We start from the raw sequence: 19,010 nt of genomic DNA on the forward strand, positions 1-19,010 counted from the left end.
TCAGGCACCCGCAGTTATCTTACCCTTCCTTAGCAAAATAGCTGTTTATTTATACAGCAAATCCTGTTTCGGACTTCTGTCGGCAAAACTGATCATTGCCCTTAAAACGAAATCGCCCGCAGCCATCACTGACCGCGGGCGAAAGTGTAAAGCAGGTGCCTTACCATCCTGACCTGACAACCGGATATGCGGGGATTACTCCCCGCACAACGGCTACTTCTTCGGTTCGTAAGCGAGAACAGCCTTAAACTCAATATTACGTTCCTTTACGGTGAACTCACACAGCGAGTCTCCGACCAGAAGCGTAAATCCCAGCACCGTTAAACACAGCACTATGACTGCCACAAGGGCATATTTCGTCAGCATGTTTATATTGCCTCCATGCGAAGAAGGGACTACCATCCAAATTGTTCAGGTTTGGGTAGGTAGCCCCAGGGTTGATAGAAATATCTCCTGGGGCTTCATCTTTCCAGACCTCAGAGTAAACCTGAAACCGGAAAGCTTCAGGCACCCGCCGTTATCTTACCCTTCCTTAGCAAAATAGCTGTTTATTTATACAGCAAATCCTGTTTCGGACTTCTGTCATTCATTATCCGATCCGCAACTGGGCCAGGCTTTTTTTCTGCCCTCCCAGCTCGTCAAAATTCTCCTCCGCCAGCCAGCTCTGCAGCACCTTGCCACATTGCGGCCATTCGCTATCAATAATCGATAACCAGTCGCTGTCACGGTTACGCCCTTTGCGCACGATTTTCTGCCGGAAACGACCTTCAAAAACAAAACCTAAACGTTCAGCAGCGCGGCGTGATGCCAGATTAAGCGAATCACATTTCCACTCCACGCGCCGATAATTATGAGCAAACGCGCATTGCAAAAGTAACCAGATCGCTTCTGTACCGAGCACGCTATTCTTCATTCGCGGTGACCAGGTAACATGGCCGATTTCAACCGAACCATGTTCGCGTTTGATTGCCATAAAACAGACCAGCCCAACGGCCCGCGCAGAACGATTATCAACCACGGCAAAGGGCACCAGTGAAAGATCATTCACTTTGCCAGCGATCCATGACTCGGTAGCAGCAACACTTGCCGGACGACTGCTGGCAAGCCACGTCCAGTCACGCTCGTCTGGCGCCTGAGCATATGCATCAAACAGATCGCCTGCGTGACGTTGCGCGTCTAGTGGCTCCAGTCGACACCATTGTCCTTCCAATAAATGACGCGGTAAAACCGCTGCACCTTGCCAGTCCGGCAGCGCATCGCCGACCGTCTGTCCATATTGATTAATTTCCGGCACGACCTTCCCCTTTTGCTGATGTTTTAAACTGTTATATCAGTTCGCAATCACAACAAGAAAGAAACATTCCAGAACTTCCGCATCTCGCCCAGCCGCTCCCACTTCTATACTGAATAGAAAACACCAACATAAGAGAAACCTATGCCATTACCCGATTTTCATGTTTCTGAACCTTTTACCCTCGGTATTGAACTGGAAATGCAGGTGGTTAATCCGCCGGGCTATGACTTAAGCCAGGACTCTTCAACGCTGATTGACGCGGTTAAAAATGAGATCACTGCCGGAGAGGTAAAGCACGATATCACCGAAAGTATGCTGGAGCTGGCGACGGATGTTTGCCGTGATATTAACCAGGCTGCCGGGCAATTTTCAGCAATGCAGAAAGTCGTATTGCAGGCAGCCGCAGACCATCATCTGGAAATTTGCGGCGGTGGCACACACCCGTTTCAGAAATGGCAGCGTCAGGAGGTATGCGATAACGAACGCTATCAACGAACGCTGGAAAACTTTGGCTATCTCATCCAGCAAGCGACCGTTTTTGGTCAGCATGTCCATGTTGGCTGCGCCAATGGCGATGACGCTATTTATTTGCTGCACGGCTTGTCACGGTTTGTGCCGCACTTTATCGCCCTTTCCGCCGCGTCACCGTATATGCAAGGAACGGATACACGCTTTGCCTCCTCACGACCCAATATTTTTTCCGCCTTTCCCGATAATGGCCCGATGCCGTGGGTCAGTAACTGGCAACAATTTGAAGCCCTGTTTCGCTGTCTGAGTTACACCACGATGATCGACAGCATTAAAGATCTGCACTGGGATATTCGCCCCAGCCCCCATTTTGGTACGGTGGAAGTTCGGGTGATGGATACCCCGTTAACTCTTAGCCATGCGGTAAATATGGCAGGATTGATTCAGGCTACCGCCCACTGGTTACTGACGGAACGCCCGTTCAAACATCAGGAGAAAGATTACCTGCTGTATAAATTCAACCGTTTCCAGGCCTGCCGTTATGGTCTGGAAGGCGTCATTACCGATCCGCACACCGGCGATCGTCGGCCTCTAACGGAAGACACCTTGCGTTTACTGGAAAAAATCGCCCCTTCCGCACATAAAATTGGTGCGTCGAGTGCGATTGAGGCCCTGTATCGCCAGGTTGCCAGCGGCCTGAATGAAGCACAATTGATGCGCGATTTCGTCGCCGATGGCGGCTCGCTGATTGGGTTGGTGAAAAAGCATTGTGAGATCTGGGCCGGTGACTAAGCCGGGAATTGCCTTACAGAAGAATATCCCTGACAATGGTGTTTTAACTTACATTTAACAATGTTATGAAACACCCTTTAGAAACCTTGACCACCGCAGCTGGCATCTTGCTGATGGCTTTTCTCTCTTGCCTGCTGCTGCCCGCCCCCGCACTGGGGCTGACGCTGGCACAAAAACTGGTGACCTCGTTCCATTTGATGGATCTTAGCCAGCTTTACACTTTATTGTTTTGCCTGTGGTTTTTAGTGCTGGGCGCTATTGAGTATTTTGTTCTGCGCTTTATCTGGCGACGCTGGTTCTCGCTGGCGGATTAAACGTCGATTATCGTCGTGCTTCGCGGCATACTTTGCTTATTCTCCTTCGCCTAAAGGAACGTTTATGGATAAGCAATCACTGCACGAAACGGCGAAACGCCTGGCCCTTGAGTTACCCTTTGTCGAGCTTTGCTGGCCGTTTGGCCCGGAGTTTGATGTCTTTAAAATTGGCGGCAAGATTTTTATGTTGTCGTCAGAACTGCGCGGCGTTCCCTTTATCAATTTGAAGTCCGATCCACAAAAATCCCTGTTAAATCAGCAGATATATCCAAGCATTAAGCCTGGGTATCACATGAATAAAAAGCACTGGATTTCGGTCTATCCCGGCGAAGAAATCTCCGAAGCGTTACTTCGCGATCTGATCAACGATTCATGGAATTTAGTGGTTGATGGCTTAGCTAAACGAGATCAAAAAAGGCTGCGCCCTGGCTAAAACGTAAATCTATAGCGCATTTTTCTCGCTTACCATTTCTCGTTGAACCTTGTAATCTGCTGGCACGCAAAATTACTTACACATGGAGTCTTTATGGATATCATTTCTGTCGCCTTAAAGCGTCATTCCACTAAGGCATTTGATGCCAGCAAAAAACTTACCCCGGAACAGGCCGAGCAGATCAAAACTCTACTGCAATACAGCCCATCCAGCACCAACTCCCAGCCGTGGCATTTTATTGTTGCCAGCACTGAAGAAGGCAAAGCGCGTGTTGCCAAATCCGCCGCCGGTAATTATGTGTTCAACGAGCGTAAAATGCTTGATGCCTCGCACGTCGTGGTGTTCTGCGCGAAAACCGCGATGGACGATGCCTGGCTGAAACAGGTTGTTGACCAGGAAGATGCCGATGGCCGCTTTGCCACGCCGGAAGCGAAAGCCGCGAACGATAAAGGTCGCAAATTCTTCGCCGATATGCACCGTAAAGATCTGCATGATGATGCTGAGTGGATGGCAAAACAGGTTTACCTCAACGTCGGTAATTTCCTGCTGGGCGTTGCGGCGCTTGGTCTGGACGCGGTGCCAATCGAAGGTTTTGACGCCGCCATCCTCGATGAAGAATTTGGTCTGAAAGAGAAAGGCTATACCAGTCTGGTGGTTGTTCCGGTAGGTCATCACAGCGTTGAAGATTTTAACGCGACGCTGCCGAAATCTCGTCTGCCACAAAGTATCACCTTAACCGAAGTGTAATTATCCTGACAGCCGGGAACCCATCCCGGCTCAGATTGCTAACAAAGTGCGCTTTGTTTATGCCGGATGCGGCGTGACCGCCTTATCCTGCCTACAAGTTCGTCCAGTTCATTCAAGGTAGGCATGATAAGCGTAGCGCATCAGGCAATTTTATATTTGCCATCAGCTCTCGCAGGAAATTCCTTCATCAGATTTTCCTGATTTGCATAACTCCCTTTCAGCCGCCATCATAGGCCGCTGTTGTATATAGGAGATGTTATGCAGGATTTAATATCCCAGGTTGAAGATTTAGCGGGTATTGAGTTTGATCACACCACCTCGATGGTGATGATTTTTGGTATTATTTTTCTGACCGCCGTTGTAGTGCATATTATTTTGCACTGGGTGGTACTACGTACCTTCGAAAAACGTGCCATCGCCAGCTCACGGCTGTGGCTGCAAATCATTACCCAAAATAAACTCTTCCACCGTTTAGCTTTTACCCTCCAGGGGATTATCGTCAATATTCAGGCGGTATTCTGGCTGCAAAAAGGCACTGAAGCAGCTGATATTCTGACCACCTGCGCGCAGTTGTGGATCATGATGTATGCGCTGCTTTCAGTCTTCTCGTTGCTGGATGTTATTTTGAATCTGGCGCAGAAATTCCCGGCGGCAAAGCAGTTGCCGTTAAAAGGGATATTTCAGGGGATTAAACTGATCGGCGCGATTCTGGTCGGCATTTTGATGATCTCACTGCTGATTGGTCAGTCACCGGCGATTCTGATCAGTGGTCTTGGCGCGATGGCCGCCGTGCTGATGTTAGTGTTTAAAGATCCGATTCTTGGTCTGGTTGCAGGTATTCAGCTTTCCGCGAACGATATGTTGAAACTGGGCGACTGGCTGGAAATGCCAAAATACGGCGCGGATGGCGCAGTAATTGATATTGGTTTAACCACCGTCAAAGTGCGCAACTGGGACAATACTATTACCACTATTCCCACCTGGTCGCTGGTATCTGACTCTTTTAAAAACTGGAGCGGGATGTCAGCATCCGGTGGGCGACGTATTAAGCGCAGTATCAGTATTGATGTCACCAGTATTCGTTTTCTTGATGAAACTGAAATGCAGCGGCTGAATAAAGCGCATTTGTTAAAGCCTTATTTAACCAGCCGCCATCAGGAAATTAATGAGTGGAATCGCCAGCAAGGTTCTACGGAGTCGGTATTAAACCTGCGCCGAATGACCAATATTGGAACCTTTCGTGCCTATCTGAACGAATATCTGCGTAACCATCCGCGGATTCGTAAAGATATGACCTTAATGGTGCGCCAGTTAGCTCCGGGCGATAACGGTTTACCGCTTGAGATCTACGCGTTTACTAATACCGTGGTATGGCTGGAATATGAAAGCATTCAGGCTGATATATTCGACCACATATTTGCGATCGTCGAAGAGTTTGGTCTGCGACTTCATCAGTCGCCAACCAGCAATGATATTCGCTCCCTGGCGGACGCATTTAAGCAGTAATTAAAAAACCGCTCTCATCGAATGGATGAGAGCGGCTTCAGATTGTTGTCATCGTGTTGTCGGATGCAGCGTGAATGCCTTATCCAATCGGCACTATTATTTCGCTTTCCGACGCAGCGTTTTAAACGCCACAAACAGGAATACAATCCACACCGGCAGCAGAATTGCCGACAAGCGCATATCATCCATCGTGCACATCAGCAGCAAAATCATGCCGAGAAAGGCAATGCAGAGATAGTTGCCGAACGGATAAAGCAGCGCCTTAAACTGTGTTTCACGCCCCTGACGTCGCATCGCCGCGCGAAAACGCAGATGCGCCAGGCAGATCATAATCCAGTTCAACAGCAACGTTGCTACCACCAGCGCCATCAGCAGACCAAACGCTTTTTGCGGCAGCAGATAGTTAATCAGCACCACCAGCGAAGTGATCGCCCCGGAAAGCATCAGCGAGTTGATCGGCACGCCGCGATGGCTAACGCGGGTAAGAAACTTCGGTGCATTACCCTGCACAGAAAGGCCAAATAGCATCCGGCTGTTAGAGTAAACCCCGCTGTTGTACACCGATAATGATGCCACCAGAATAACGAAGTTCAGCGCAGAAGCCACCACGTTGCTGTCAAGATTATGGAAAATCATCACAAACGGGCTACTGTTGGATTTCACTTCCACCCACGGATAGAGTGCCAGTAAAACCACCAGTGAACCGATATAAAACAGCAAGATGCGATACACCACCTGATTCACTGCTTTAGGGATGCTTTTTTCCGGATCGCGCGCTTCAGCGGCAGTAATACCAATCAGTTCCAGCCCTCCGAAGGAGAACATAATCACCGCCAGCGACAAAATCAGCCCATTCCAGCCGGTGGCAAAGAAACCACCGTAGCGCCAGAGGTTGTCGATACTGGCTTTCTCACCGCCATGACCAGAAAACAGCAGCCACAGGCCAAATCCGATCATGCCGATAATCGCCAGCACTTTAATCAGCGCAAACCAGAACTCAGTTTCACCATATAAGCGCACGTTCACCAGGTTAACGGCGTTGATGATAATAAAGAAGGCGGCAGCCCAGATCCAGGTGGGAACATCCGGGAACCAGTACTGCATATAGATGCCCGCAGCGGTCAGCTCTGCCATTCCCACCAGCACGAACATCACCCAGTAGTTCCAGCCAGAAAGGAAGCCCGCAAACGGTCCCCAGTATTTATAGGCAAAGTGGGCAAATGAACCGGATACCGGCTCTTCGACCACCATCTCGCCAAGCTGGCGCATAATCAGGAAAGCGATGATCCCGGCGACGCCGTAGCCCAGCAATACAGCCGGACCCGCCATCTGAATCGCCGGGCCAATGCCAAGAAACAGACCAGTACCAATAGCGCCGCCCAGCGCAATCAGTTGAATATGACGGTTATGTAATCCCCGATGAAGCGTCGGCTCTTGATTCGACGCGGTATCTTCCGATACGGTTGACGCGTTTTTCACGCCTTTCCCCTGTGTGTCTTTTTTAATGAGGGGCATCTTTTAACATTTAGTGCTGACCGTCGCAAGACACAATCCACACAGTTAAACCGGGTATCCTTCCCCGGCTCTACTTTTATTTCCAAACCCGATGCCGATGCAGCCACATCAGCTTATACGCCGCCGGGATAATAAACAGCGACAGCAAAGGTGCGGTGATCATGCCGCCAATCATCGGCGCGGCGATGCGGCTCATCACCTCTGAACCTGCTCCCGTTCCCCACAGAATCGGCAGCAGACCGGCGATAATCACCGCCACTGTCATTGCTTTCGGGCGCACGCGCAGTACCGCGCCGTGATACAACGCCTCATCCAGCTTCTGCTCGCTGAATGTTTGCGGATTATTCAACGACGGCTCGGCCTCTATGGCGTGACGTAAATACATCAGCATCACCACGCCAAATTCGGCGGCGACCCCGGCAAGGGCGATAAAGCCAGTGCCCGTTGCCACAGAAAGATGAAAGCCCATCCACCACAGCAACCAGATGCCGCCCACCAGCGCAAACGGTACGCTGCTGATAATCAGCAACGCTTCGCCCACCCGACGGAACGCCAGATACAACAGCACGAAGATGATCATCAGCGTCATCGGCACCATGAGTTTCAGCTTATGGTTGGCGCGCTCCAGCAACTCGAACTGCCCGGAAAACGCCACGCTGGTGCCTGGTTTCAACTGCACTTTCTCAGCAATTGCTTTTTGCAGATCGTGGACCACCGACACCATGTCACGATCGCGGGCATCGATATAAATCCAGCTCGTCGGGCGCGCATTCTCGGTTTTCAGCATCGACGGTCCGGTAGAGACTTTAACGTCGGCCACGTCTGCGAGGGTAATTTGCTGCTTCATCGGCGTCAGGATCGGCAACTGGCGCAGTGCCTGCGGACTATCGCGCCAGCTTTGCGGATAACGCAGATTAATTGGATAACGGGCAATCCCTTCCACCGTTTCGCCAACCATCGCCCCGCCCACCGCAGAAGTCACAAACAACTGCACATCCGCCACCGTCATACCGTAACGCGCGGCTTTTTCACGGTTAATCTCAACGTTGATATAGCGCCCACCTTCCAGACGCTCGGCAAGCGCAGAAGCTACGCCTGGCACCGTTCGCGCCACTTCTTCAATTTGCTCCGCCATCGCGTCGATATCCGCCAGCACAGTGCCGGAAACTTTAATGCCGATGGGGCTTTTAATGCCGGTCGAGAGCATATCGATACGGTTACGAATTGGCGGCACCCACAGATTCGCCAGTCCCGGCAGACGCACGGTGTTATCCAGTTCCTCAATGATTTTGTCCATCGTCATGCCTGGCCGCCACTGCTCCTGCGGCTTAAGCTGGATGGTCGTTTCGACCATCTCCAGCGGAGCAGAATCGGTGGCGGTTTCCGCTTTCCCGGTTTTGCCAAATACCCGCGCCACTTCAGGTACGCTCATAATCAGCTTGTCGGTTTTTTGCAGCATGCTCGCCGCCTCCGCTGCGGAAATCCCTGGCAGCGTCGATGGCATATACAACAAGTCGCCTTCATTGATCTGCGGTAAAAATTCCCCGCCAACTTTATTGAGCGGCCAGAGAACCGTCAGCACCGAAAGCGCCGCCACCAGCAGCGTGGTTTTCGGCCAGTGCAATACTTTCAGCAACAGCGGATGATAAATACGAATCAAAAAGCGATTGAGCGGGTTACTGCTTTCTGGCGGAATTTTGCCACGGATCCAGTACCCCATCAGGATAGGGATCACTACGATCGCCAGCAGCGCCGCCCCCGCCATCGCATAAGTTTTGGTGAACGCCATCGGGCCAAATAGACGCCCTTCCTGCCCTTCCAGGGTGAAGATCGGGATAAACGACAGCGTGATAATCAGCAGACTGATAAACAGCGCCGGACCTACTTCAACAGATGCATCGGTGATCACCTGCCAGCGCGTTTTATTATCCAGCGTGGCGTCAGGATGCTGGTGCTGCCACTCTTCGAGCCGTTTATGCGCATTCTCGATCATGACGATAGCGGCATCGACCATCGCCCCGACGGCAATCGCAATGCCGCCCAGCGACATAATATTGGCATTCAGCCCCTGGAAGTGCATGACAATAAAAGCAATACACAACCCCAGCGGCAACGAAATAATCGCCACCAGCGCCGAGCGCACATGCCAGAGAAACAGCGCGCAGACTACCGCCACCACAATAAACTCTTCCAGCAACTTGCCGCTGAGGTTGTCGATGGCGCGGTCAATGAGCTGGCTGCGATCGTATGTTGTAACTATCTCCACGCCTTCCGGCAGACTGCTTTTCAGCGTTTCCAGCTTGTCCTTCACGGCGGCGATCACTTCACGGGCGTTTTTGCCGGAGCGCAGGATCACCACCCCGCCAGCCACTTCGCCTTCGCCGTTCAGTTCGGCAATGCCCCGGCGCATTTCCGGTCCAATCTGGACCTTTGCAACATCACGCAGATAAACAGGCACGCCATTTTCACTGGCTTTTAAAACGATATGATTAAAGTCGTCGAGCGTTTGCAGATAGCCGCTGGCGCGCACCATATATTCCGCTTCCGCCAGTTCGATCGACGAACCGCCCGCTTCCTGGTTTGAAGCATCCAGCGCGCTTTTTACTTCGGCGAGACTGATGCCATACTGCGCCAGGCGCTGAGGATCGATAACCACCTGATACTCTTTTACCACACCGCCCACCGACGCCACTTCCGCAACGTCAGGGATGGTTTTTAGCTCATATTTGAGAAACCAGTCCTGCAATGAGCGTAAATCGGCCAGATCATGCTTACCGCTGCGATCCACCAGTGCATATTCATAGATCCAGCCAACACCCGTGGCATCTGGCCCCAGCTCGGCGCTGACTCCCGCAGGCAGCTTACCCTGTACCTGGTTGAGGTACTCCAGCACCCGCGAGCGCGCCCAGTACGGATCGGTGCCATCTTCGAAAATGACATACACATAAGAGTCGCCAAACTGCGAGAAACCGCGCACAGTCTTCGCGCCAGGCACCGACAACATGGTGGTAGTTAGCGGATAAGTCACCTGATTTTCAACGATTTGCGGTGCCTGACCGGGATAGCTGGTTTTAATAATCACCTGCACATCGGAGAGATCCGGCAGCGCATCCACTGGCGTGTTAATGATGGTCCAGGTACCCCAGATACTTAGAAACAACGCGCCCATCAGCACCAGAAAACGGTTTGCCACCGAGCGACGAATAATCCATTCAATCATTGGTTATTCCCTCAATGCGCATGGGTAGCACTTTCAGAGCGCATCCGCTCCAGAGCGCCAGAAATATTGGCTTCAGAATCAATCAGGAACAGGCCGCTGGAAACCACCTTTTCACCTTCTGCCAGACCAGAGCGTAACGCGGTGACGCCTTGCGATGCCTGGAAAACAGCAACGCGTTTCGGTACAAAGCGCCCGTCGGCATCAACAGTAATCACCCGCTGTTCGTTGCCGGTATCAATCAGCGCCTGTGACGGAATGAGCAGCATCGGTTCGCTGGCGGTATTGAGTTGCAACCAGGCGTTCATACCCGGTTTTAGCGCCTCGTCGGCGTTGTCGACTTCCAGACGCAGCTGCAGCGTGCGGGTCGCGACATCCACGCCAGGTAGCAGGGTCCATTTGCGGATGGTGAGTGTTTTATCCGGTCGCGCCGGAACGGTGAGGGTAAACTGCGAGGCATCTTTCACCAGCCAGGCGATGGACTCCGGGATCGCAGCAGTGACCCACACCGGGTCCATACCCTGAATTTTCGCGACCACATTATCTTTGGCGATATTCATTCCCGCGCGCAGATCAAACGCGGTGATCACGCCATCAATGGGTGCTTTGAGCGTAAAGCGAGTCTGGATTTTTTGCGTGGCGATCAGGCGGCGAATATCCGCCTCCGGCATTCCCGCCAGTCGCAGCCGCTCAAGAATGCCTTCAGTCTGGGTCGCCGTACCGCCGGTTTCGCGCAGCAGTAAATACTCACTCTGCGCTTCCACCCAGTCGGGAATGGTCAGGTCGAGAAGCGGTGTGCCCTTTTGTACTTTATCGCCCACGGTAAGCGGATACACCTTGTCGATAAACCCGGCGGCGCGAGCCTGCACAATGGCATACTGATACTCGTTGTAACTGACATTCGCCGGGAAACTCTGGGCAAAAGTCAGCGGCCCGCGCGTGACGGTAGCCGTTTTCACCCCCAGATTCTGCGTCTGAGTCGGGTCAATGCGAACACCTGACGCAGAACTCTCTTCATCGGCATATTTCGGCACCAGATCCATATCCATAAACGGCGATTTACCTGGTTTATCGAACCGCGTATTGGGATACATCGGGTCGTACCAGAATAAAATTTTACGTTCTGCGGTCGACGTTTTTTCTGCGTGCGGTTCAGCCTTTGCAAACCAGGTAAAACCTGCCGCAGAAATAATACCGCCCGCGATCATGCTGCCGATAATAAGCGCGATTTTTTTCATCTCATTAAACCTGGGTTACTGGCTGACTTTAATATCCTGTAATAAAGAAAGGTTGCCCTGCTGGACAAAATTAAACGCCACTTTGTCGCCGGTTTTAATTTCACTCATTTTCGTCTGCGGGGTGATAGTAAAGCGCATGGTCATCTCCGGCCAGTTCACGGCAGCAATCGGATCGTGATGGATGGTGATTTTTTTGCTTTCCAGATCAATACCTTTTACCACGCCAGTGGCGCTAATAACCTGTGGTTGTGCTTCGCTCATGGTTTCATGATGATGTTCGTTAGCCTGGGCATTAAAGCCAATAACGGTAAACAGACTGAACATTGCGACTTGCAGTGCTTTTTTCATTTATTCTCTCCTGGAGTTAAAAGTCATACTCTAAATAATTCGAGTTGCAGGAAGGCGACAAGCGAGTGAATCCCCAGGAGCTTACATAAGTAAGTGACTGGGGTGAGCGAACGCAGACGCAGCACATGCAACTTGAAGTATGACGAGTATATTGGTGTCAACCGCCACCAAGTGCGGTATATAAAGAAATTTCGTTAACCTGACGGGCATAATTCAGGTCAAGTAAAGTTTGTCGGGTTGCAAATAAAGAACGTTCGGCATCCAGCACTTCCAGATAACTTACCGCGCCGTGCTGATATAATGCCCGCGCCCGTTGCAAAGTAATTTGCAGCGATGCCAGATAACGCTGCTGGGCGCTGATTTGATCGTTCAGGCTTTGACGTAATGCCAGCGCATCTGCCACTTCTTTAAAAGCATTCTGGATTTTCTGTTCATAATTCACCACCGACTGCTGTTGGCGAATTTCGGCGATATCCAGATTTGCCTGGTTGCGTCCGGCATTAAAAATGGGGATCTCAATTTTGGGTATAAAATTCCACATCCCGCTGCTGGCGTTAAATAATGACGACAGATCGCTGCTGGCGGTCGATATTCCGCTGGTCAGGCTTATAGACGGGAAAAATGCCGCACGTGCAGCGCCAATATTGGCATTAGCCGCCATTAACGCGTGTTCAGCTTCCATAATATCCGGGCGCTGCAATAAGATTTGCGACGACAAGCCCGCCGGTAATTTAACGCTTTGCAGGCTGTCGCTGTTTACTGTCTGCGCTTGCGGTAGCGTGCCGTAGCTTCCCAATAACAGTTGCAATGCATTATTCGCCTGCGCCAGTTCCCCCTGACGTTTAGCGATGTCGCTACGGGTACTTTCTATCACTCCGCGAGCCTGTTCCAGCGCCAGAACATTGCTGCTACCGGTCAACAATTGTTTTTCGACAAACGCATAGGACTGCTGATAATTACGCAGCGTTTCTTCGGCTATTTGCAATTGCGCATAAGCCAGCTGCTGATTGAAATAGCTTTGCGCGACATTAGAAACCAGCAGAATATGCACCGCGCGTCGGGCTTCCTCAGTGGCTAAATAATTCTGTCGCTCGGCTTCACTCATGTTCTTTAAACGACCGAAAAAATCGAGGTCAAAGCTAGCGTTAAGGCCAGTCGAGAACTCCCGCGTCGTGGCTGAATCGCCTTTAAGATTGCCGCTCCAGCTGCCGCTGCCCTCGCCATTGAGCTGTGGGTAGCGGTCGGCATCGGTCAGACGATATTGCGCCCGCGCCTCCTGAACTTTCAGCGTCGCCATGCGCAAATCCCGGTTATTCACCAGCGCCTCGCCAATCAGCGTTTTCACCTGATTATCAACAAAGAAAGTGCGCCAGCCCGCGTTCTGATAGTTATCTGCTGCGTTAACCAGGCCGTTCTGGCTGAGTGAGAACTGCTGAGGAACGGGCATTGCCGGACGCTGATAATCCGGTGCCAGTGAACAACCGGTTAGCGCAAGGGCCACACAAAATGGCAGAAGTTTACAAGGAGACATAGGCTCATAATTTCTGGTGATTTTATGCCGCCAACTTTACTCGCCAGGCTCTGATTTTCCGGTGACAGGAAAATGACAAAATTGTCATTTTGCCAATAAGCGATTGCCATCTGATCCCGCTACTCTAGAATTGCCCTGGCAACATGCGGAGGAAATATGAAACTGTTGATTGTCGAAGATGAAAAAAAAACCGGAGAATACTTGACCAAAGGGTTAACCGAAGCCGGTTTTGTGGTCGATTTGGCCGACAACGGGCTGAATGGCTACCATCTGGCGATGACCGGTGATTATGACCTGATAATCCTCGATATTATGCTGCCGGACGTGAACGGCTGGGATATCGTGCGCATGTTGCGTTCCGCCAATAAAGGGATGCCGATTCTGCTACTTACCGCGCTTGGCACTATTGAACATCGCGTCAAAGGGCTGGAGCTGGGAGCGGATGACTATCTGGTGAAGCCGTTCGCTTTTGCTGAACTGCTGGCGCGAGTGCGCACTCTACTGCGGCGTGGGGCGGCGGTGATTATCGAAAGTCAGTTTCAGGTTGCCGACCTGATGGTTGATCTCGTCAGCCGCAAAGTCACCCGCAGCGGCACGCGCATCACTTTGACCAGTAAAGAATTTACTTTGCTGGAGTTTTTTCTTCGCCATCAGGGCGAAGTGCTGCCCCGCTCGCTTATCGCCTCGCAGGTGTGGGACATGAATTTCGACAGCGACACCAACGCCATTGATGTGGCGGTGAAGCGGCTGCGCGGCAAAATCGACAACGACTTTGAACCAAAGCTGATTCAAACCGTGCGCGGCGTAGGCTATATGCTTGAGGTGCCGGATGGCCAGTAAGCCGTTTCAGCGCCCATTTTCACTGGCAACCCGCCTGACCTTTTTTATCAGCCTTGCCACCATCGCGGCGTTTTTCGCCTTTGCCTGGATCATGATCCACTCGGTAAAAGTGCATTTTGCCGAGCAGGATATTAATGATTTAAAAGAGATTAGCGCTACCCTTGAACGGGTACTTAATCACCCTGACGAAACGCAAGCCCGACGCTTAATGACGCTGGAAGATATCGTCAGTGGTTATTCCAACGTGTTGATTTCCCTGGCAGATAGCCACGGTAAAACGGTGTATCACTCCCCCGGTGCGCCGGATATCCGCGAGTTTACGCGTGACGCCATACCCGATAAAGACGCGCAGGGCGGCGAGGTGTATCTCCTTTCTGGCCCGACGATTATGATGCCAGGCCACGGTCACGGGCATATGGAACACAGCAACTGGCGGATGATTAGCTTGCCGGTTGGCCCGCTGGTGGACGGCAAACCGATTTATACGCTCTACATCGCGCTTTCGATCGATTTTCATCTTCATTACATAAATGATCTGATGAATAAACTTATTATGACCGCATCGGTAATCAGCATCCTGATTGTCTTTATCGTACTGTTGGCGGTACATAAAGGTCACGCGCCGATCCGCAGCGTCAGCCGTCAAATCCAGAATATCACCTCGAAAGATCTCGACGTTCGCCTTGACCCGCAGACCGTGCCCATTGAGCTGGAGCAACTGGTACTGTCGTTCAACCATATGATCGAGCGTATTGAGGATGTCTTTACCCGTCAGTCCAATTTCTCAGCGGATATCGCCCACGAAATTCGTACGCCAATTACTAATCTCATTACGCAAACGGAAATCGCCCTCAGCCAGTCGCGCAGCCAGAAAGAGCTGGAAGATGTGCTCTACTCTAATCTCGAAGAGCTGACGCGAATGGCAAAAATGGTCAGCGATATGCTGTTTCTCGCCCAGGCCGATAACAACCAGTTAATTCCCGAAAAGAAAATGCTCAACCTGGTGGATGAAGTCGGCAAAGTGTTCGATTTTTTCGAGGCGTTAGCGGAAGATCGCGGCGTGGAATTGCGGTTTGTTGGCGACAAATGTCAGGTTGCGGGCGACCCGCTGATGCTGCGTCGGGCGTTAAGCAACCTGCTTTCGAACGCTCTGCGTTATACGCCCCCCGGAGAGGCAATTGTAGTGCGCTGTCAGACGGTCGATCACCAGGTGCAAGTCTCCGTCGAAAACCCTGGTACGCCGATTCCGCCCGAACACTTACCGCGACTGTTTGACCGCTTCTACCGCGTTGACCCTTCCCGCCAGCGAAAAGGCGAAGGTAGCGGTATTGGTCTGGCGATTGTGAAATCTATTGTCGTGGCGCATAAGGGTACGGTTGCAGTAACGTCGGATGCGCGGGGGACAAGGTTTGTGATTGTGCTGCCGGAGAGGGAGTGACTGGTCGGATAACGCAATGGATATTATTTGAATTGAGAAATTTATATTTCGTCGACAGAAAAAGCGTAAAATCCGTTTCGTGCAGATGGTGAGTTTTATCAGGGTATGGCGGTAGCGCAACTGCCTTTGGATAACATATATAACATGAATGTATTATCCGGATAACTTCACCAGCCAAATATATTATTTTTATAAAAACAACTTATATTATTTTTAATGGATAAACTCTTGTTAATAATTCGTATTACACTCGATTTATATGGTGATAATTTCTCCCCGCATAAATTATTACCACAACTTAAAGAATCATTCAAATTTATTGATTCAAACGAAAAGACCGATGTTGATAAAATACGGCACCGCCAATACGACTTTGGCGCACTATCACTTCAACATCCAGATTGTATTGGCATTGAATATAACTCAACCGAATACCAAAAATGGTATATCGATTTTATTTTAAAAAATCATATAGCATTTACCACGAACGGTGTCGACCGTGTAGATTTATTTTACAATGTATATTATTCACATCAATGCAATTTTGAAATTTTAGATAAAGAACTACTAAGTTCAATTTCAGGACTTGGCATATCATTTCCTATTAGTGTTTATCAACTAACAAAGGAAGAGCTTATTGAATTATTGGAAACCGAAGGATATTCAACTTTTGAAATTCGAGAAATATTTAGACATGAGCCGTAGGTAAAAATATATAACCAGTGGTTCTTTAGAGTAATAATATAACTATCCCCATGATTACAAAATTGATTAAAAATAACATGCAAAAAAAAATCAAAATAATGAATTTCTCATTTAATGCTTTCGTAATCTCATCCATTTATCTTGAGTAAAAAGATATGGAAAAAGTTAATTATATATCGCTATCACTCATTCAAAAAATAGATGATCGCTCTCGTTTTGGCTCTAAATCTGAAGTCTGTACACATGGTAAAAATACAGGAATTACAATTCCTGCAGATTATCTTGAAACTGCAATTTTATTAGATGATGGGCGTTATTTACTATTTGTGACTGAAGACGTACCTTTTGAAGAATCTCTTGAATTGCTATTGATAGATATAAAACAGGATATTCAGGAACACGTTACTATTGCGATCCCCTATGGTAGCGGAACCTTACGTGAAATGAGATTATATGAAAACCATATCGAATTTAGTTATTTTTCAGATGAAATATGGAGAGTGGAAGTTTCGTCATCTCGTTTTTTCAGGCTTCCTTTTCAGGATGGTTTTTTAGTAACACGTCATCCATTTCGCTTTAGCTATTTTATTCATATCAAGTTATTTCGGTGATGTTCATACAATCACAATTAAAAATCATTTCAACCAATGAGGTAAGCAAGTTTATAAGATGCGGATAAAAATCTTTATATAAAAAGGATTACGAATGGCAACTGCCAGGATAAATGTTTTTTGCACGAATGAAGAGTTGTCTGATTGGCTCGCTATTATAGCCTCAAAGTATCAATTACATACAATTTGGTTTGCACTACAAGATGAATACTCTAAGCAATTAGATACCTTAACAGAAAAAATCCCTGCTGTAGCACATCGAATTTATCTTATTCCCAGAATTAGACCTAACAATAGAAGAATAAAGTTTAGTAGCATTGATCGTTGTTGCGGTTGGATTGAAATAAAGCCGGGGCATTTAATTGAGTATAATGGGGAAAAAATCTTACAACTTACAGAAATTAATACAACTGATTCTGCGGATAAATTAATATGCTTATGTAAAGTCATTCACTGGCTTAAACGACAGATTAAAACCAATGAATTCTCCGGTGTAACGGGAAAGAACATGATTTATGGTGGAGAAACTATTTATCCTCATATTATTTATACGCATCAAGCCAAATCTCTTTTTCATGATAAAGTTATCTGGAAACAAGACTTCCTATTTAATTCTGTCTATGAACCATTTTTACCTTAATTCTTCCAGCAAGCAATATTAACCATTATGAATATGACTAAAAAAGAAGCATTAGCATTCCTTGCTCTAAACCAACCTATGCCAAATGATTATGACATCACTCAGGAACTTATCAATAAATATAACAATGTAAGGCTTTATTTTGGTGCAAATCACGCTGAAGAAGCCATACCGTTATTTTTACAATCGTTTGGGGAAGGTGATGGCTTCGGTGTATATCAGTTGGTCGAAGATTTTTTGTACAAGTGTGATAAAAACATTGTAGCTTCAAATATAGCCAACATACTGGAAAATCCTCTGACAATAAAAAGTGTCCGATATTGGTGTTCATTATTAGCAATGGCTTTTCCCGATAACACCTTAATTAAAGGATTAAATATTTCTCTACAATCTGATGATGAAGATACCCGAGACATGGCTATGTTAAGTTTAAAGATGATTACAGAGGAATATAAAACATTTGAATTCCAATAATTCCCCCTTGCATAAAAGATCACCATCATGACAAAAACACAAGCAAAGTTGCTTATTTATAAAGCAAACAAATTTATGCAAAAGCTTGATGGAATTGACTCGTTTAGTATAACCCTGCTATATGATAACTCGTCATTAATGAGAAAAGAGTTTCATCAAACACATAATATTGATTGCCTCAACGACAGACTTTTTTTACCTCATCCGGTCAATATAAATCTTCTAATCAGTCAGATAGTGACATTATCTGGTACAGCTGAATGCTTCCGTTGCTGGCTTATCTATGAAGGTAAAGTAAAAATAGTTATAAATGGGAATAATTTCACCTCATTTGTGCAGAGTATTTTCAGAGAACAGGGAACCTATGATTTAACGTTATTTTTTGACATAACTCGTAGAGTAATAGTAGTCTGTGATAATGAGCATGACATTGATATTTACACCACCACCTATTAAAAGCATTGTTTTAGTCAACCAGGAAATGTTCCAATAAAATACACAACTTAAGAGCATAATAACCATGCAATCTACCAATAGCGAATCCCCTTATAAATTTGCAAACAAACTACTGATTGGCCTGTTAGCATGCATGCTATACAGAATAATTTCCATCATAATTACAATCATTTATACCTATTTTACTGTTCCTCATAAAGTACATATATCAACGAATATTTATATATTTTTTTCTTTCTTATTTATATCATTGATATTTTTTGTCGTCACCTTCACATCTAGTAAAAAAGTGGCAATTATAATTGCAACGCTATCGATAATATTATTAGGAGTCGAAACCTTTAATTCAGGATTGCCATATCGCGCTTTATCAATGATGTTTTCAGCCATGCTTTCATATTTCTTTATATTTTTATGTAATTTTAAAGATAAAGAAAATTCTA

At 48.1% G+C, this 19,010-nt stretch carries 20 protein-coding genes and 1 pseudogene; 13 read left to right on the plus strand and 8 right to left on the minus strand.

What is annotated here, in order from left to right:
* Positions 1-213: 213 nt before the first annotated feature.
* A complete protein-coding gene (hokE, locus tag FEK66_RS23885) occupies positions 214-366 on the minus strand; it encodes a type I toxin-antitoxin system toxin HokE (protein WP_000956465.1) in 153 nt (50 codons plus the stop codon).
* On the opposite strand from hokE, the pseudogene FEK66_RS26310 reads away from it, so the two are divergent.
* A pseudogene (locus FEK66_RS26310) lies at positions 335-585 on the plus strand (hypothetical protein); the annotation flags it as partial. The gene hokE and the pseudogene FEK66_RS26310 sit on opposite strands and share 32 nt — an antisense overlap.
* Positions 586-589: 4 nt before the next feature.
* Here FEK66_RS26310 and FEK66_RS23895 read toward each other — a convergent pair.
* On the minus strand, positions 590-1,294 hold the full coding sequence (locus FEK66_RS23895) for a GNAT family protein (RefSeq protein WP_135493517.1): 705 nt from the start codon (positions 1,292-1,294) through the stop codon (positions 590-592).
* A gap of 141 nt (positions 1,295-1,435) precedes the next feature.
* Between FEK66_RS23895 and FEK66_RS23900 the strand changes: the two genes are divergently transcribed.
* The 5 genes from FEK66_RS23900 to ybdG all read left to right on the plus strand — a co-directional run bounded on the left by FEK66_RS23900 (position 1,436) and on the right by ybdG (position 5,554).
* A complete protein-coding gene (locus tag FEK66_RS23900; RefSeq protein ID WP_135493516.1) occupies positions 1,436-2,554 on the plus strand; it encodes a YbdK family carboxylate-amine ligase in 1,119 nt (372 codons plus the stop codon).
* Positions 2,555-2,619: 65 nt separating this feature from the next.
* Positions 2,620-2,868: a DUF1158 domain-containing protein gene (locus FEK66_RS23905; RefSeq protein WP_130260260.1), complete on the plus strand. Its 249-nt coding sequence runs from the start codon at positions 2,620-2,622 to the stop codon at positions 2,866-2,868.
* A 64-nt stretch (positions 2,869-2,932) separates the two neighbouring features.
* Entirely contained in the window at positions 2,933-3,301 is a 369-nt protein-coding gene (locus FEK66_RS23910; RefSeq protein WP_130206405.1) for an MmcQ/YjbR family DNA-binding protein, read from the plus strand.
* A 93-nt stretch (positions 3,302-3,394) separates the two neighbouring features.
* A complete protein-coding gene (nfsB, locus tag FEK66_RS23915) occupies positions 3,395-4,048 on the plus strand; it encodes an oxygen-insensitive NAD(P)H nitroreductase (RefSeq protein WP_130260261.1) in 654 nt (217 codons plus the stop codon).
* Between the two features lie 258 nt (positions 4,049-4,306).
* Positions 4,307-5,554 carry a mechanosensitive ion channel YbdG gene (gene ybdG, locus FEK66_RS23920; protein ID WP_130206401.1) on the plus strand — a complete coding sequence of 416 codons (1,248 nt, stop codon included), beginning with the start codon at positions 4,307-4,309 and terminating at the stop codon, positions 5,552-5,554.
* A 96-nt stretch (positions 5,555-5,650) separates the two neighbouring features.
* On the opposite strand, the gene pheP is transcribed toward ybdG, so the two are convergent.
* From pheP to cusC, 5 genes are all read right to left on the minus strand, one after another.
* Positions 5,651-7,033, minus strand: coding sequence for a phenylalanine transporter (pheP, locus tag FEK66_RS23925; RefSeq protein ID WP_064529014.1), 1,383 nt, complete (start codon positions 7,031-7,033; stop codon positions 5,651-5,653).
* Between the two features lie 112 nt (positions 7,034-7,145).
* On the minus strand, positions 7,146-10,289 hold the full coding sequence (gene cusA / locus FEK66_RS23930) for a Cu(+)/Ag(+) efflux RND transporter permease subunit CusA (protein ID WP_135493515.1): 3,144 nt from the start codon (positions 10,287-10,289) through the stop codon (positions 7,146-7,148).
* 11 nt (positions 10,290-10,300) lie between these two features.
* Complete coding sequence (cusB, locus tag FEK66_RS23935) at positions 10,301-11,524, minus strand: Cu(+)/Ag(+) efflux RND transporter periplasmic adaptor subunit CusB (RefSeq protein ID WP_135493514.1); 1,224 nt, start codon at positions 11,522-11,524, stop codon at positions 10,301-10,303.
* A gap of 15 nt (positions 11,525-11,539) precedes the next feature.
* Positions 11,540-11,872, minus strand: coding sequence for a Cu(+)/Ag(+) efflux RND transporter periplasmic metallochaperone CusF (cusF, locus tag FEK66_RS23940; RefSeq protein ID WP_000709870.1), 333 nt, complete (start codon positions 11,870-11,872; stop codon positions 11,540-11,542).
* Positions 11,873-12,029: 157 nt separating this feature from the next.
* Positions 12,030-13,403, minus strand: a complete 1,374-nt coding sequence (gene cusC, locus FEK66_RS23945; RefSeq protein ID WP_135493513.1) for a Cu(+)/Ag(+) efflux RND transporter outer membrane channel CusC — start codon at positions 13,401-13,403, stop codon at positions 12,030-12,032.
* Positions 13,404-13,559: 156 nt separating this feature from the next.
* Here cusC and cusR point away from each other — a divergent pair, with 156 nt between their 5' ends.
* From cusR to FEK66_RS23980, 7 genes are all read left to right on the plus strand, one after another.
* Positions 13,560-14,243 carry a copper response regulator transcription factor CusR gene (gene cusR, locus FEK66_RS23950; protein WP_000770953.1) on the plus strand — a complete coding sequence of 228 codons (684 nt, stop codon included), beginning with the start codon at positions 13,560-13,562 and terminating at the stop codon, positions 14,241-14,243.
* Positions 14,233-15,681 carry a Cu(+)/Ag(+) sensor histidine kinase CusS gene (gene cusS / locus FEK66_RS23955; RefSeq protein WP_135493512.1) on the plus strand — a complete coding sequence of 483 codons (1,449 nt, stop codon included), beginning with the start codon at positions 14,233-14,235 and terminating at the stop codon, positions 15,679-15,681. The genes cusR and cusS overlap by 11 nt, the downstream gene beginning before the upstream one ends.
* 228 nt (positions 15,682-15,909) lie before the next feature.
* Positions 15,910-16,386, plus strand: a complete 477-nt coding sequence (locus tag FEK66_RS23960; protein ID WP_135559973.1) for a hypothetical protein — start codon at positions 15,910-15,912, stop codon at positions 16,384-16,386.
* A 155-nt stretch (positions 16,387-16,541) separates the two neighbouring features.
* The gene (locus FEK66_RS26120) at positions 16,542-16,997 is read left to right on the plus strand and encodes a hypothetical protein (RefSeq protein WP_240731122.1); all 456 of its coding nucleotides are present in this window, start codon (positions 16,542-16,544) and stop codon (positions 16,995-16,997) included.
* A gap of 94 nt (positions 16,998-17,091) precedes the next feature.
* Positions 17,092-17,637, plus strand: a complete 546-nt coding sequence (locus tag FEK66_RS26125) for a hypothetical protein (RefSeq protein ID WP_240782886.1) — start codon at positions 17,092-17,094, stop codon at positions 17,635-17,637.
* A 27-nt stretch (positions 17,638-17,664) separates the two neighbouring features.
* Entirely contained in the window at positions 17,665-18,111 is a 447-nt protein-coding gene (locus FEK66_RS23975) for a hypothetical protein (RefSeq protein ID WP_135492587.1), read from the plus strand.
* 27 nt (positions 18,112-18,138) lie between these two features.
* On the plus strand, positions 18,139-18,567 hold the full coding sequence (locus FEK66_RS23980; RefSeq protein WP_130206387.1) for a hypothetical protein: 429 nt from the start codon (positions 18,139-18,141) through the stop codon (positions 18,565-18,567).
* A 219-nt stretch (positions 18,568-18,786) separates the two neighbouring features.
* Here FEK66_RS23980 and FEK66_RS25770 read toward each other — a convergent pair whose 3' ends face one another.
* Positions 18,787-18,957, minus strand: a complete 171-nt coding sequence (locus tag FEK66_RS25770) for a hypothetical protein (RefSeq protein WP_165488979.1) — start codon at positions 18,955-18,957, stop codon at positions 18,787-18,789.
* Positions 18,958-19,010 lie beyond the last annotated feature (53 nt).

Origin of the sequence: Escherichia sp. E1130 (genome assembly GCF_005781065.1) — a bacterium.
Taxonomy (GTDB): Bacteria; Pseudomonadota; Gammaproteobacteria; order Enterobacterales; family Enterobacteriaceae; genus Escherichia.